The sequence below is a fragment of the Xanthomonas sp. NCPPB 3218 genome (assembly GCF_056725185.1).
This window is the reverse complement of the sequence record NZ_CM161516.1, coordinates 3,859,260-3,874,676: the sequence shown is the minus strand read 5'-3', so window position 1 is coordinate 3,874,676 and position 15,417 is coordinate 3,859,260. Positions and strand designations below refer to the sequence as shown.

11 protein-coding genes are annotated in these 15,417 nt (G+C 67.5%); 7 read left to right on the top strand and 4 right to left on the bottom strand.

Features of this window, described 5'->3' with window-relative positions:
* Window positions 1-16 precede the first annotated feature (16 nt).
* Both AC1PLS_RS16055 and AC1PLS_RS16050 read left to right on the top strand, forming a co-directional pair.
* A complete protein-coding gene (locus AC1PLS_RS16055) occupies window positions 17-1,000 on the top strand; it encodes a LysR family transcriptional regulator (protein ID WP_024938173.1) in 984 nt (327 codons plus the stop codon).
* Window positions 1,001-1,278: 278 nt separating this feature from the next.
* A complete protein-coding gene (locus AC1PLS_RS16050) occupies window positions 1,279-1,560 on the top strand; it encodes a hypothetical protein (protein WP_104593870.1) in 282 nt (93 codons plus the stop codon).
* Window positions 1,561-2,095: 535 nt separating this feature from the next.
* On the opposite strand, the gene AC1PLS_RS16045 is transcribed toward AC1PLS_RS16050, so the two are convergent.
* Window positions 2,096-3,292 carry a GAF domain-containing sensor histidine kinase gene (locus AC1PLS_RS16045; protein ID WP_039519306.1) on the bottom strand — a complete coding sequence of 399 codons (1,197 nt, stop codon included), beginning with the start codon at window positions 3,290-3,292 and terminating at the stop codon, window positions 2,096-2,098.
* A gap of 293 nt (window positions 3,293-3,585) precedes the next feature.
* Here AC1PLS_RS16045 and AC1PLS_RS16040 point away from each other — a divergent pair, with 293 nt between their 5' ends.
* From AC1PLS_RS16040 to AC1PLS_RS16030, 3 genes are all read left to right on the top strand, one after another.
* Window positions 3,586-4,020 (top strand): DUF2946 family protein, encoded by a 435-nt coding sequence (locus AC1PLS_RS16040; protein WP_184433668.1) that lies wholly within the window; start codon window positions 3,586-3,588, stop codon window positions 4,018-4,020.
* Between the two features lie 195 nt (window positions 4,021-4,215).
* The gene (locus AC1PLS_RS16035) at window positions 4,216-6,219 is read left to right on the top strand and encodes a TonB-dependent receptor (protein ID WP_184434388.1); all 2,004 of its coding nucleotides are present in this window, start codon (window positions 4,216-4,218) and stop codon (window positions 6,217-6,219) included.
* Entirely contained in the window at window positions 6,219-7,811 is a 1,593-nt protein-coding gene (locus tag AC1PLS_RS16030; RefSeq protein ID WP_481103852.1) for a PepSY-associated TM helix domain-containing protein, read from the top strand. The genes AC1PLS_RS16035 and AC1PLS_RS16030 overlap by 1 nt, the downstream gene beginning before the upstream one ends.
* Window positions 7,812-7,940: 129 nt before the next feature.
* Here AC1PLS_RS16030 and AC1PLS_RS16025 read toward each other — a convergent pair whose 3' ends face one another.
* The 3 genes from AC1PLS_RS16025 to AC1PLS_RS16015 all read right to left on the bottom strand — a co-directional run bounded on the left by AC1PLS_RS16025 (window position 7,941) and on the right by AC1PLS_RS16015 (window position 12,337).
* On the bottom strand, window positions 7,941-8,666 hold the full coding sequence (locus AC1PLS_RS16025) for a phosphoadenylyl-sulfate reductase (protein WP_024940721.1): 726 nt from the start codon (window positions 8,664-8,666) through the stop codon (window positions 7,941-7,943).
* Window positions 8,663-10,369 carry an assimilatory sulfite reductase (NADPH) hemoprotein subunit gene (gene cysI / locus AC1PLS_RS16020; protein ID WP_481103851.1) on the bottom strand — a complete coding sequence of 569 codons (1,707 nt, stop codon included), beginning with the start codon at window positions 10,367-10,369 and terminating at the stop codon, window positions 8,663-8,665. The genes AC1PLS_RS16025 and cysI overlap by 4 nt, the downstream gene beginning before the upstream one ends.
* 120 nt (window positions 10,370-10,489) lie before the next feature.
* Entirely contained in the window at window positions 10,490-12,337 is a 1,848-nt protein-coding gene (locus AC1PLS_RS16015) for an assimilatory sulfite reductase (NADPH) flavoprotein subunit (protein ID WP_184433677.1), read from the bottom strand.
* Between the two features lie 179 nt (window positions 12,338-12,516).
* On the opposite strand from AC1PLS_RS16015, the gene cysD reads away from it, so the two are divergent.
* Together cysD and cysN are read left to right on the top strand one after the other, a co-directional pair.
* On the top strand, window positions 12,517-13,425 hold the full coding sequence (gene cysD / locus AC1PLS_RS16010; RefSeq protein ID WP_167709535.1) for a sulfate adenylyltransferase subunit CysD: 909 nt from the start codon (window positions 12,517-12,519) through the stop codon (window positions 13,423-13,425).
* Window positions 13,425-15,401 (top strand): sulfate adenylyltransferase subunit CysN, encoded by a 1,977-nt coding sequence (gene cysN / locus AC1PLS_RS16005; RefSeq protein WP_481103850.1) that lies wholly within the window; start codon window positions 13,425-13,427, stop codon window positions 15,399-15,401. The genes cysD and cysN overlap by 1 nt, the downstream gene beginning before the upstream one ends.
* Window positions 15,402-15,417: the final 16 nt, after the last annotated feature.

Here is a 15,417-nt window from a genome sequence, read left to right as displayed (position 1 = left end):
TTTTGGATATAAGCCCATGACGCTGACCCAACTTCGCTATCTGGTCGCCATCGCCGATGCCGAGCTCAACATCACGCTCGCCGCCGCGCGTGTGCATGCGACCCAGCCCGGTCTGTCCAAGCAGCTCAAGCAGCTGGAGGACGAACTGGGCTTTCTGCTGTTCGTGCGCAAGGGGCGCAGCCTGGATGCGGTGACGCCGGCCGGCGTGGAAGTGATCGAGCGCGCGCGCTCGGTGCTGTCGGAAGCCAACAACATCCGCACCTACGCGGCCAACCAGCGCCGCGAGAGCCAGGGCCAGCTGACCCTGACCACCACCCACACCCAGGCGCGCTTCGTGCTGCCGCCGGCGGTGGCGCAGATCAAGCACGCCTATCCGCAGGTCAGCGTGCACCTGCAGCAGGCCGCCGAGAGTGCGGCATTGGATCTGCTCAGCCAGGGCGATGCGGATATCGCAGTGGTCAGCACCGCCGGCGGCGAACCGAGCGCCGGCATCGCGGTGCCGCTGTATCGCTGGCGCCGGCTGGTGATCGTGCCGCGCGGCCATGCGCTGGATCAGGCGCGCACTGCGCCAGACATGCAGGCCTTGTCGCAGCACCCGTTGATCAGCTACGAATCCTCCACGCGGCCGGGCTCGTCGCTGCAGCGCGCGTTCGCCCAAGTCGGGCTGGAGCCCAGCATCGCGCTGACCGCGCTGGATGCGGACCTGATCAAGACCTATGTGCGTGCCGGGCTGGGCGTCGGGTTGGTGGCGGAGATGGCGGTCAGCGCCAGCGACGAGGACCTGCGCGCCTGGCCGGCACCGGCGCCGATCGCCGAGTGCATTGCCTGGGCAGTGCTGCCGCGTGACCGCGTGCTGCGTGACTACGCCCTGGACCTGGTGCACGTGCTGGCGCCGCAGATCGACAAGCGCGACCTGCGGCGCGTGCTGGACGGCAACCAGGCCCCGGCCTGGCCGCTGCCGCCGACCTGGGAATCGCTGACCCAGACCATTACCAGCTGAGCTGCCTGCCGAAGATTGCAGCGCGCCTCGAGCACGCTCGCTCACGACGTCTGCGGTGTTTGCGAGAGGGCTTCGGTCGCTGAGGGGCGCCTGCACGCGTACCGGCATGGGACACGCCGCAAGTACGTCCACGTAGCAACTGTGCAACTGCGTCATGCTGGCGGTCAGTGTGCGGAATCGATGACGACTGTCCGTACACTGCGACCTGCGCGCCGGCGTACCGATTCCGCTTGGCTGCGCGCGCGGTCCCTGTTCGCCACTGTGAGGCACTGCCACCGATGACCGAGCCACTGCGTCCGCCCCTCAGCCGGCTGTGGTCGCCCGACCAGGACGGCGGCATGGCCTTGCAGCTGTCGGCACGCGTCGAGGGCCGCGAGCATGCGGTACTGACGGTGCTGGCCGATTCCCGGGACGAGTCGCTGTGGGTGGAACTGCAGGCCGATGGCACCCAGGTGCAGATTCCGCTGGCGGTGCTGCGCCAGCTGCTGGAGGTTGCGGCGGAAGAGGTGCATTCGGCGGACTGGTTCGCGCGCCAGGATGCGGCCGATTCCGGGTTCTGAGACAGCCTGCGAACGCACATCGGAATGCTGCGCTGCAGCGTCCGCTTTCTAGAAAAGCTTTCTTCTATCAATCACTTGGGAAGCGGCGCGCGCTCGCCAAAATGCGCGCTGTCGGTGATTCTCCCTACAGCTGTCAGGGCCGTGGCGGCGGGGTGGTCTGGCCGCATCAAGTTGCGCGCTGCGCTGTCGTAAATCCTTATAGCAACCATCACGCGACACTCTCGGACGTCTAGGGGTGGACGGCGCAGGACTGGCGATGCGGCACATCGCATCGCTGGTTTGTCTGTCGGTGTCGCCAAGCGGTTGCTAGCGCTGTCGCACCACCGTTGCGCGAGGCTGCGCAATGGAGCGACTGGCGCACCCGGGTCCCTGGGGAGAGACCTGGCGTGCTTGGCGGCGGATCCGGGTCGGGAGCCCGGGTCCGCCTTTTTTTTGCGTGGCATCGGCTGCATGGCGTTGACGGTCTGCGCAATGCCGGCAAGCAGCGCCCACCTGCTGCGCTGACTCGGTCTGGCCCGGCGCTACCGAGCGGTGGTCAGGCCAGCGGGATGCGTACCGAAAAGCAGGTGCCGCCGCCCGGGCGTGGGCGCACATCCACTTCGCAGCCCAGGGTCTCGGCGGTGCGGTGCACGATCCACAGGCCGATGCCCAGCCCGTCGCTGCGCGGGTCGGCCTGGCGGAAGGCCTGGAACACCTGTTCGGGGTGGTCCAGGTTCAGGCCGATGCCGCTGTCGATGATTTCCACCACCGCATGGCCGGGACGACGCCGGACGCCAACCAGCACGCGTCCGCGTTCGGTGTACTTGACCGCGTTGCCGATCAGATTGCCGAGCAAGGTGGTCAGCAGCGTGGGGTGGCTGCGCACGCGTAGCGAGGTGGGCACGTGGCGCAAGGCCAGGCACTTGTCGATCGCCGGTTGCCGCCACACACCCAGCACCGAATGCAGCACATCTTCCAGCGCCAGCGGTTGCAGATCCGGCGTGGCGGTCTCGCTGGCGGCCGCCAGGGTGGCCAGCTCGTCGAGGTTGCGCGCCACCAGATTGATCGCATCGCGCGCGGTGACCAGGGTCGGCACCGAATCGACATTGGCATGCCGGCGCATCTTGTCGATGGCGTAGGCGGCGGTGCGCAGCGGGGTCTTCAGGTCGTGCCCGGCGATGGCCATCAGACGACTGCGGTAGCGGTCGGACTCTTCGGCCAACTGCAGCGCGCGGCGCAGTTCCAGCTGTGCCATGGTCTGGCGCGCGAGTGCGCGCAGCGCATCGACCTGTTCGGCACTGAGCTGGCGCGGCTGGCGGTCGAGCACGCAAACCGTGCCCAGCGGCAGACCTTCGCTGGTCTTGAGCACGGCACCGGCATAGAAATGCAACGGCGCCTCGCCGGTCACCAACGGATTGCGCGCGAAGCGCACATCCTCGCGGGTGTCCGGCACCACCAGCACGTCACTGTCGAGCAGCGCATGCGCGCACATCGACTTGAACAGCGGCGTCTCGCGCTCGCCCATGCCGAGTTCGCTCTTGAACCACTGCCGCTCGGCATCCACCAGGCTGATCAGCGCGATCGGCGTCTGGCAGATGATCGAGGCCAGCCTGGTGATGTCCTCGAAGGCGGCCTCGCGCGGCGTGTCGAGGATGCCGTAACTGCGCAGCGCCTGAAGGCGCAATGCCTCGCTCGGCGGCTTGGCAGCACAGGGAAGGGGCTCGGCCGCTGGGTCGGACAGGACGGTGCTCATGCGCGCGCAGGTGGATGGATGACGTATAAGCATAGGGCATGCCAGGGCCTGCCATGTGCGCGCTGTCACGTCCACTGCTGGAACTGTGACTACCGACCTCGACAACGGCCGTGCATCGACCCTTCAGGACTTCGTCTGTACTCGCGTCTGCGCGCCTGCAGGGTGCCTGATCGGCAGATTCCGCCACTGCTCAGCCTGGCGGGCAAGGCGGCCGTTGCCGACGGGTGCGACATGCGGTCGCGCACCGGCCGCCACCATCGCCCCTGCGGCATGCGGCGGCTTACACTCGCGCAATGCCTTCGCTCCGCCGCCACCCTTGCCTGCATCTGCTTGCCTGTCTGGCGGTGCTGCTGATGCTGGTGGCGCCGCTGGTCAGCCGTTGGAGCCAGGCGCAGTCGCCCGAGCCGATGTGCATGAGCGGGCCGGCGCTGGACGCGGGCGGGTCGCTGCGTGCGGATCATCAGGCCCTGCCGGCGCAGACGGCCGCGCACCATCACGCCGCCGCTGCATCGCCCGCCAAGCCGGACACCGGCGAACACGCAGGCGCGCATGGTGAAGCCTGCGATTACTGCGTGCTGGCCGCGCGCCTGCTGCCGTGGCTGGCCTTGCTGGTGCTGTGCCTGCTGCAAGCGCGGCCGGCGCCGGCGCCGGTGCACAGGCAGGTGCGCGCAGCATCGATACTGCGCTGGGCCGCACTCGGGGCACGTGGGCCGCCGCTGCACGCGTGAGTCTGGCCCCATCGCGGGCGTCCGTTGCGTTGTAGCGATTGCGTGCCGGATCTTCCGGCGCGCCTGCATGCAGTTGCGTGGACGACCCGCTCTCCTGAAGTGATGCCTGTGCCCGCTGTGTTGCCGCGGCGCACGGCGGTGTTGCCGTGCCGGCACGGCGAAGGGTTGGTCATGCGGTTGCGATTATTGAAAACGCTGTGGTACGCGCCATCGTTGGCGCTGGTGTGGGGGCCTGCCTGCACTGTGCAGGCGCAGGATGCGGCATTGACCCTGGGCAAGGTGCAGGTGAGCGCGCAACCCCAGCGCAGCCCGAGCACGGCACGCGTGCTGAGTTCGGTGGATGTGATCGGTGGCGAGCTGCTGCACGATCAGCACGTGGACTACAGCTGGGAGCTGTTGATGCGTGCGCCGGGCGTGCAGGTCACCCAGTTCCGCATGGGCACCGATGCGGGGCGGTTCTCGTTCCGTGGTTTCAATGGCGAGGGGCGCATCAATGCGGTGAAGCTGCTGATCGACGGCATCCCCAGCAACGACAATGCCGGCGGCATGCCGTATCTGGACGCGGTGTTTGCGCAGGACATCAGCGCGATCGAGATCGTGCGCGGCACCAACGATGCACGCTACGGTCTGCATGCGATCGCCGGCAGCGTGGATGTGCTGACCCGTACCGGCGGCAACGATGGCCGCCTGAGCGTGACGGCGGGCAGTTTCGGTGCGCGCGAGGTGCAGTTGGGCAAGGGCTTCGAACATGGCGCATGGAGCCAGAACTATGTGCTGGCCTGGCGCGATTCCGATGGTTATCGCGAACACGCCGACGCGCGCAAACGCAGCGTGGCCGGCAAGTGGTTCTATACCGACCCCGATGGCGGCTTCCGTGCCGGGCTCACCACGCGCTACTACGACAATCACGCGCTGGAAGCCGGTTATCTGGATGCGGCCAGCGCACGCGCGGCGCCACGCAGTTCGCCGGCGTATGCGCAGGACGATCGCAGCGAACGCCAGCTGCGGCAGACCGCGTTGCACGCGGACGGCACGCTGGGCGCCGCTGCGCAGTGGAGCGCCAAGGCCTACCAGAACTATTACCGCAATCGGCGCTGGGTGCGCTTTTCCGCAGCCGGCCTGCAGCAGGAACGCGATACCGACGAGACCCATCGCGGCCTGCTGTTGCGCGGCAACTGGCAGCCGGATTGGGGCGCGCTGGCGGCCAATCTGGAAGCCGGCGTGGATGCGCAGTGGCAGGACAATCAGTCGCAGCGCTACCGCACCGTGGCCCGGGTGCGCGGCGCGCAATTGCGCGATTGGGATTACGACCTGCGCACGCGCGGGGCCTACGTACAGGCGGTGCTGACCCCGGTCGAGCGGTTGCAGCTGGTGCCGGGCTATCGCATCGACCGTGTCGATGGGCAACTGCACGATGTGCGTGCCGGCATTTATGCACCGACGTACGACTACGGCACCATCAAGCAGCCCAAGTTCAGTGCCAGCTACCGGCTGGCCGGGCAAAGCAGCGTGTATGCGAACTGGGGGCGCAGCTTCCAGATCGGCAGCGGCGATGGCGCGTATCGGCGCCAGCCGGCAAATCTCGGCCCGTCGATCAATGACGGCTGGGAGGCCGGTTTCAAGTTCGCGCCATCGGCGCTGATGGACGGCCGCCTGGCGTATTGGGAGCAACGCGCCTCCGGCGAAGTCGCCACGATCCTGGGCGTCAATGGCGTGGCCGGTGTCGGCGATGTGGCCAATGTCGGGCGCACGCTGCGGCGCGGCTGGGATGCGCAACTGAACCTGCAGCCGGCCGAGCACTGGCGGGCCTGGATGTCGTACTCGCGGCAGAAGGCCAGCATTGCCACGCCGGACCCGAGTGCGCCGGCCACGCGCGGCAAGGAGATCGAAAACGTGCCGCACTGGCTGGCCACCGCCGGGCTGGAATGGCAGCTCACCGCGGCCGTGCAGCTGAGCGCCTGGGGTAATGCGCAAGGCGATTATTATCTGGAGCGCAGCAATACGCTGGGGCGCACCGGTGGCTACGCCCTGCTCAATCTGGGCGCGCGTTGGAACCTTGATGCACGCAACGCGCTCAGCCTGCAGCTGCGCAATGTCACCGATCGCGCGTACGTGTATGCGTGGTACGACACCGGTAGTTCCGGCTATTCGCCGGGTGATGGACGTGCGTTGTCGCTGTCCTGGGACTGGAGCTTCTGATGCGCGCAATCATGGGCGATGGCCGCGTCACCGATCCGCGCCGCGATGGCCGCTGGCGCTTTTATCGCGCGGTGTGGCGCTGGCACTTCTATGCCGGGTTGCTGGTGCTGCCCTTCATCGTCTGGCTGGCGCTGACCGGTGCGGCGTTCCTGTACCAGGATGCGATCGACCGCAGCGTGCACCATGGCTTGAAGGTGGTGCCGGTGGGCGAGCTGCGGGTGTCTGCGCAACGCCTGGTCGATGCGGCGCAGCGCAGGGTCGGCGGCAGCTTGTTTCGTTACACCACGCCCGCACGTGCCGATGCCAGTGCCGAGATCGGGCTGGTCGACACGCACGGTGTGCGGCAGGTGGTGTATGTCGACCCGTATCGCGCACGCGTGCTCGGTGCGCTGCCCGAGCACGGCACCCTGGCCTGGACGATCCGGCGGCTGCACAGTCTCGAGTTGATCGGGCCGTTTGCGCGCGGCCTGATCGAAATGGCGGCGGGCTGGGCGATCGTGCTGGTGCTGACCGGTGTGTATCTGTGGTGGCCGCGCGGGCGCCGCGGCGGGGTGGTCAGCGTGCGCGGCACGCCGGGGCAGCGGCTGTTCTGGCGCGATCTGCATGCGGTCACCGGTGCCGGCGTCGGTGCGGTGTTGCTGTTCCTGGCGCTGACCGGGATGCCCTGGTCGTGGCTGTGGGGCGCGCAGGTCAATCGCTGGGTCAACGGGCAGGACTTTGGATATCCGGCCGGTGTGCGGGTGCAGCTGCCGATGTCGCAACAGCGTTTGTCCGAGACGACCGATCCGGCATGGTCGTTGCGGCAGGCGCGTGTGCCGGAGTCAGCGGTGCCTGGGCGTGGAGCCGCGGGGGGGGATGAGGGTCTGCATGACGGGCGGGTGGGTGTGACGCTGTCGGGTGCGGAACATTCGGAACATTCGGAACATTCAGAACATTCAGAACATTCAGAACATTCAGAACACGCGGAACACGCGGAACACGCGGAACAGCCAAGCCGGTCGGAACATGCGGTGCAGTCGGAACATGCCGCACACGGCGGCACCGGCAACGTCGCTGCGCCCGGTCACGGTGCCATCGGGCTGGATGCGGCGATGGCGCGGTTCGATGCGCTCGGCATCGTGCCGGGCTATAGCGTCTCGCCACCGCGTGGCGCCACCGGGGTGTATACCGCCTCGGTCTATCCGGCCGACCTGCAGCGCCAGCGCGTGATCCATCTGGATCAGTACAGCGGCGCGGTGCTGCTGGACATGCGCTATCGCGATTACGGGCCAGTGGGGCGCGCGCTGGAGTGGGGCATCAATGTGCATCTGGGCCAGCAATACGGCACTGCCAATCAGGTGATCCTGTTGCTGGCCTGCGCGGCGATCGTTCTGCTGTGCGTGAGCGCGGCGGTGATGTGGTGGAAACGTCGCCCGGTCGGCGGCCTGGGCGTGCCGCCGTTGCCGGCCGATCCGCGCACGCTGCGCGGTCTGCTGGCGCTGCTGGTGATCTGCGGGCTGATCTTCCCGCTGGTCGGGGTGTCGTTGTTGCTGATGTGGCTGTTCGATCGCTACTGGATGCAGCGCAATCAGGCACGTGTTCCCGCGCCATGAGCACGTGCGCGTCACCTCAATGCGCTGCGGACGCGCCGAGTCAGGGATGCGCTTGGCGGTGTGCCCACCGGCAAACTCGACGCGTAGTGGTGCAGGCCTGCTTTGTAACGGCCGCGCACCGCGCCGCGCTCAGATGTCCTCGTGGATGCCGCATTCGCGCTTCAACCCGAAGAAGCGCGTGTCCTCCTCGCGCATGCCCGGTTCCCAGCGGCGTGTGGTGTGGAAGTCGCCGATGGACACGTAGCCTTGTTCCCATAGCGGGTGATAGGGCAGGTCGTGCGCCTGCAGGTATTGCCACACGTCGCGGTCGGTCCAGTCGGCGATCGGGCTGACCTTGTAGCGCTCGCCGCGCTTTTGCACGATCGGCGTCTGTGCGCGGCCGCCGGACTGGCTGCGGCGCAGGCCGGTGAACCAGGTGCCCACGTTGAGCTCGTCCAATGCGCGGCGCATCGGCTCGACCTTGCGCAGGTTGTTGTACTGGTCGATGCCGACCATGCCCTGTTCCCACAGGCGGCCGTGGCGCGCTTCCATCCAGGCACGGCTGACCAGCGGGCGGTAGACCTTGAGGTTGAGCTTGAGCCGGTCGGCCAGCGCGTCGGCAAACCGGTAGGTTTCCGGGAAAAGGTAACCGGTATCGATCAGGATCACCGGAATGTCCGGGCGCTGCTGGGTGAGCAGATGCAGCGTGACCGCCGACTGCGCGCCGAAGCTGGACGACAGTGCCGCCTCCTGCGGGCCGTGTTGCAATGCCCAGGCCACGCGCTCGTCGGCGCGCAGGCCTTCCAGCTGCGCGTTGAGCGCGTCCAGGTCGTCCAGCGCGGACGCAGTGATCGATGCAGCGGGCAGCGCGGTCATGCGAGCAATTCCAGGTCGAGGTGACGGTGTGTGGGGTAGGGCGGCAGCGCGATCAGGCCGCTGCGATGCAGGAAATCGCCGAAGCCTTCGTCGCCGGCCTGATCGCGTTCGGCCGCATAGCGCGCCAGCAACGGTTGCAGTGCGGCGAGAATGTCCGCTTCGGTGATGTTTTCGCGGTACAGCGTGTTCAGGCGCTGGCCGCGGCGGTCGCCGCCCAGCATCAGGTTGTAGCGGCCGGGCGCCTTGCCGACCAGCGCGATCTCGGCCAGATACGGGCGCGAGCAGCCATTCGGGCAGCCGGACAGGCGCAGCACGATCGGGGTGTCGGCCAGCCCGTGTTGCTCCAGCACCGGCTGCAGGGCCGCGCTGAAGTCGGGCAGGTAGCGTTCGGCCTCGGCCATCGCCAGCCCGCAGGTCGGCAGCGACACGCAGGCCATTGCGCCGCGTGCCAGCGCGGTGGGCGCGCGATTGCCGGCATCCAGGCCGTACTGCGCGACCAGGGCATCGACGCGCGCGCGCTCGCTGGCCAGCACGCCGGCGATGACGAGGTTCTGGTTGGGCGTCATGCGGAACTGGCCGACGTTCAATTGCGCAATCGCGCGCAGGCCGCTCAGGTGCGCAGCGGTGTCGGTATCGGCAATGCGCCCGGCAGGCAGGGCCAGGGTCAGATGCGACAGACCATCGTCGCCCTCGACCCAGCCGTAGCGGTCGCCGTTGTGCTCGAACGCGAACTGCCGGGCGGGTTGCAGCGCAAAGCCGGCACGACGTTCGATCTCGGCCACGATGGTGTCCAGGCCGTGATCGTCGATGGTGTACTTGAAGCGCGCGCGCTTGCGCACCGCACGGTTGCCGAAGTCGCGCTGGGTGGTGACCACGGCGGTGGCCACCTCCAGCAACTGATCGCGGGTGACGAACCCGACGACATTGGCCACACGCGGCCAGGTTTCCGCATCGCCATGGCTGGCGCCCATGCCGCCGCCGATGCTGACGTTGTAGCCGAGCAACTCGCCGTCGCGCAGGATCGCGATGAAGCCCAGGTCGTTGGCGAACACGTCCACATCGTTGAGCGGCGGCGCGGCGAAACCGATCTTGAACTTGCGCGGCAGATAACGGTCGCCGTAGATCGGCTCTTCTTCGTTGCCGGAGCCGGACACGCGCTCTTCGTCCAGCCAGATCTCGTAATACGCACGGGTGTTGGGCAACAGATGCTCGGACACCCGCGCGGCATCGGCATACAACGTGGCATGCGCCTGCGACAGCAGCGGATTGGCGGCGACCTGCACATTGCGATTGACATCGCCACAGGCGGCCAGCGTATCGATCAAGGTAGCGTTGATCGCCTGCATGGTCGCCTTGAGTTCGCGCTTGATCACGCCGTGGAACTGGAACGCCTGGCGCGTGGTGATGCGCAGCGAATGATTGGCGTACCGCGTGGCGATGCCATCCAGCGCCAACCACTGCGTGGGCGAGATCACCCCGCCCGGCGTACGGGTGCGGATCATGAACTGGTACGCCGGTTCGAGCTTCTGACGACGCCGCTCATCGCGGATATCGCGATCGTCCTGCTGGTAGCTGCCGTGGTACTTGATCAGGGTCTGATCGTCCTCACGCAACGCACCGGTCACCGCATCGGCCAGGCTCTGTTCCAGCGACCCGCGCAGACGGCGACTTTCGGATTTGATGTCTTCGACGGAGTGGCTCATGACGGGATTCGGCATTCGTGATTGGGGATTGGCAAAAACAAACAAGCAGCAGCACGACAACAACCAGACCCGGGGAACCCGCAGTTACGAATCCCCAATCTCAACTCCCCAATCCCGGCATTAATAGACATCACGCGCATACCGCCCCTCCACCTGCAGCTGGGTGAGATACGCCGCGGCGGCTTCTGCATCCACGGCGCCGTGGGTGGCGACGATGTCGAGCAGGGCGGCGTGCACGTCCTTGCCCATGCCGATGGCGCCGCACACGTACAGATGCGCACCGCCCTGCAGCCAGGCGTAGACCTCGGCGCCGCGTGCGCGCAGGCGGTGCTGCACGTAGATCTTTTCGGCCTGGTCGCGCGAGAACGCGACTTCCAGTGCGTGCAGTTCGCCGCGCTGCAAGGCCTGTTGCCATTCGGCCTGATACAGAAAATCGGTATTGAAATGTTGGGCGCCGAAGAACAGCCAGTTGCGGCCCTTGGCGCCGGTTTCGGCGCGCTCCTGCACGAAGCCGCGGAACGGCGCCACGCCGGTGCCCGGGCCGATCATCAGGATGTCGCGATCGGTATCGGCCGGCAGCCGGAAGCGCGTGTTCGGCTCGATGTAGACCGGTGCGGTATCGCCTTCGCGCAATGCGGCCAGAAAGCCGCTGGCCGAGCCCAGGTGCGCATGCCCGTGCGCCTGGTAGGTGAGTTCGTCCACCACCAGGTGCACTTCCTCGCCCACGCGCTTGCGGCTGGAGGCGATCGAGTACAGGCGCGGGGTGAGCGGACGCAGCGCGGCCAGCAGGCCGGCATGGTCCCAATCCGCCGGCCAGCGTCGCAGCACGTCGATCAGCTGGTGATCGGCAAGCAAAGACGCCAGGCCGGCGGTCTGGGTCGGGGCGAGCAGCGCTTGCAGCTCGTCGGCGCGCGCACGCTCGGCATGTGCGGCCAGCAGCGGCCGCGACAGCTTGGTCAGTTCGCGCCGGGTGGCCAGCCACTCGTGCAGGGCCAGAGTCTCTTCGCCGACGGTGACCGCGGCATGACCATCCAGACGCAGCGTCTCCAGCACCGCATCCACCAGCGTCGGCGGATTGCGATGGCGGATGCCTAGCGCATCGCCGGGCTCGTAGCTCAGCCCGCTGCCTTCCAGCGAAAATTCCAGATGGCGCACGCGCTTGCTCGGCAAGGCGTAGACGCGGAACTGCGGGCCCTTGAAGTCGCGCCCGCTGACGATCTGGTTGGCCAGCAATTCGGCGGGGAAGGGCTGCTGATGCGACCACACCGGTGCGGCTGCACTGATGCGCAACGGCGTGATGGTGGCCGATGGCGGGCCGCTCCTGAGCTGCTCGCGTGCATGCTTGAGCGCCTGCGTGCGCCAGGGCGCAGCGACACTGTCGATATCCAGATCGGCTTCGCCGCGTGGCTGCACGCGGCTGCCGCCAAGTTCGGCCAGGCGATCGTCGATGCGGCGTGCGATGCCGCAGAAATCGGCGTAACTGGAGTCGCCCAGGCCAAGCACCGCGTACTTGAGCTCGGGCAGCTTGGGCGCGCGGCGGCTGGCCAGGAACTCCACCAGCCCGATCGCATCGTCCGGCGGGTCGCCTTCGCCCTGGGTGCTGATGACCACGTAGAGCAGTCGCTCGCTGGCCAGTTCGCGGGTGGGGTACTGGTCGGCACGCAACAGACGCACGCTCAGTCCGGCGGCCTCGGCCTCTGTCGCCAGCTGCTCGGCCTCGCGGCGTGCATTGCCGGTCTGGCTGCCGTACAGCACGGTCAGGCGCTGGCTTTCCTGTGCCGGCGCGTGCGGCTGGCCGCCCGGCAACACCGCCAGTGAGCGCGGCGGCTGGCCTTGTGCCAGCCCGGCGGTGTAGCCGGACAGCCACCACAGCGATGCGGCATCCAGGCCGTCGACCAACCGTTCCAGCAGCGCCTTGCGCTCGTCGGGCAAGGGGCTGGGCGGTAGCGCGGAACTGGCGGCGGTCATTCGGATCCAGGGCGGTTGATGAGACCACTGATGTTAGGGAAGCGTTGCCGCGGCCAGAAAGGATGAGCCGTTATCGCGTTATGCCGGCCGCTTATTTGGGTGCGGGCGGCCCGCGCCACACACTGCGGCGCCTTGCCCTACCATCGGCTGGTCTGCCCGCCGACGCCCACGATACCCTGATGACTCTGCTGCCCCTGTCACACCTGGATCGGCTCGAGGCCGAAAGCATCCACATCCTGCGCGAGGTCGCCGCCGAGTTCCGGGCCCCGGTGATGCTGTATTCGGTGGGCAAGGACAGCTCGGTGCTGCTGCATCTGCTGCTCAAGGCGTTCGCGCCGTCGCCGCCACCGATCCCGCTGCTGCACGTGGATACGCGCTGGAAGTTCGGCGAGATGATCGCCTTCCGCGACCGCCGCGCGGCCGAGACCGGCGTGGACCTGCGCGTGCACATCAACCCCGACGGCATCGCCCAGGACGTCGGCCCGATCAGCCACGGCGCGGCGGTGCATACCGACATCATGAAGACCCAGGGCCTGAAGCAGGCGCTGGAGCAGGGCGGCTTCGACGCGGCGATCGGCGGGGCGCGCCGCGACGAGGAGAAATCGCGGGCCAAGGAGCGCGTGTTCTCGTTCCGCAACGCGCGTCATCGCTGGGACCCCAAGAACCAGCGCCCGGAGTTGTGGAATCTGTACAACGCGCGCACCAAACCCGGCGAAAGCGTGCGCGTGTTTCCGCTGTCCAACTGGACCGAGCTGGATATCTGGCTGTACATCTACCGCGAACGGATACCGGTGGTGCCGCTGTATTTCGCCGCGCCGCGCCCGGTGGTGCAGCGCGACGGTGCCTGGATCATGGTCGACGACCACCGCCTGCCGCTGCACGACGGCGAGACGCCGCAACTGCGCTCGGTGCGCTTCCGCACGCTGGGCTGCTATCCGCTCACCGGTGCGATCGAATCGACCGCAGACACGCTGGAAGCGGTGATCGCCGAAATGCTGGTCAGCACCAGCTCCGAACGCCAGGGCCGCATGATCGATCATGCGCCAGGCGCGTCGATGGAGCAGAAGAAGCTTGAGGGGTATTTTTGATGGGCAGGGAATCGGGATTCGGGATTGGGGATTCGCAACAGCGGTTCGCCGTGGACGGAACGGAGGAAGCAGCTGCCTTTGCCAATCCCCAATCCCCACTCCCCAATCCCGGCGCCATCAGCGCCTACCTGCATCAACACGAAGCCAAGCCGCTGCTGCGCTTCATCACCTGCGGCAGCGTGGACGATGGCAAGAGCACCTTGATCGGGCGCCTGCTGTACGACAGCAAGCGCCTGTTCGACGATCAGCTTGCCGCGCTGGAAAGCGATAGCCGGCGGCATGGCACGCAGGGCGAGGGCATCGACTATGCATTGCTGATGGACGGGCTGGCCGCCGAGCGCGAGCAGGGCATCACCATCGATGTGGCGTACCGCTACTTCGATACCGACCAGCGCAAGTTCATCGTCGCCGACTGCCCCGGACATGAGCAGTACACGCGCAACATGGCCACCGGCGCATCCACTGCCGATGTCGCGGTGGTGCTGGTGGACGCGCGCAAGGGCTTGCTGGCGCAGACGCGCCGGCACAGTTACATCGTGTCGCTGCTGGGCATCGGACATGTGGTGCTGGCGGTCAACAAGATGGACCTGGTGGACTACGACGCGCAGGTCTTCGCCGACATCGCCGAGGGCTACCGCGCGCTGGCCGCGCAGTTGGGCATCGTCGATGTGCAATGCATTCCGCTGTCGGCCCTGGCTGGCGAAAATCTGTCCAGCCCATCGACGCGGATGCCGTGGTACCGCGGCCCGCATCTGCTGCAGCATCTCGACACCGTGCACGTGGAGACGCCGGAAGCCGGCAGCGGCTTCCGCTTGCCGGTGCAGTGGGTCAATCGCCCCCATCAGCACTTCCGTGGCTACGCCGGCACCATCGCGGCCGGGCAGGTGCGGGTGGGCGATGCCGTGGTGGTGGTGCCGTCCGGGCGCCGCACGCAGGTGGCATCGGTGCTGGATGCCAACGGCGAGGTGGACAGCGCACGTGCTGGCCAGGCGGTCACGCTGACCTTGCGCGAGGAGATCGATGTCAGCCGCGGCGACATCATTGCCGCCGTCGACGACCCGCCGGAAGTGGCCGACCAGTTCGCCGCGCATCTGCTGTGGATGGACGATGCCGCCTTGCTGCCGGGGCGCCCGTACTGGCTGAAGATCGGTACGCGCACGGTCACTGCGAGCATCAGCGAGATCAAGCACAAGGTCGATGTGAACACGCAGGAGCGGCTGGCCGCCAAGCGGCTGGAGCTCAATGAGGTGGGCTACTGCAATCTGGCGCTGGACGAGCCGATCGCGTTCTCGCCGTATGCACGCAACCGCGTGCTGGGTGGCTTCATTCTGATCGACCGGCAGAGCAATGCCACCGTGGCCGCCGGCACGCTGGAGTTCGCGCTACGCCGTGCCGGCAACGTGCACTGGCAGCATCTGGACGTGGACCGCGCCGCGCGCGCGCGCATCAAGGGCCAGACCCCGCGCGTGCTGTGGTTCACCGGCCTGTCGGGCGCGGGCAAGTCCACCGTCGCCAACCTGGTCGACAAGCGCCTGCATGCGCTGGGCTATCACACCTTCATCCTGGACGGCGACAACGTGCGCCACGGGCTCAACCGCGACCTGGGCTTCACCGACGAAGACCGCGTGGAGAACATTCGCCGCGTGGCCGAGGTGGCGCGGCTGATGGCCGATGCCGGCCTGATCGTGCTGGTGAGCTTCATCTCGCCGTTCCGCGCTGAGCGGCAGCTGGCGCGCGAGCGCTTCGATGCCGGGGAGTTCGTCGAGGTGTTCGTGGACGTGCCGCTGGCGGTCGCCGAAGCGCGCGATGTGAAGGGGCTGTACCGCAAGGCGCGGGCCGGGCAGATTCCCAATTTCACCGGCATCGATTCACCCTACGAGGCGCCGGAGGCGCCGGAGGTCCATCTTCACGCCGATGGTGAGAACGTAGAGGCGCTGGCGCGTCATGTGCTCGAGTTTCTCGGGCTGGAACGCTGAGCGGGGCTGACAGGAC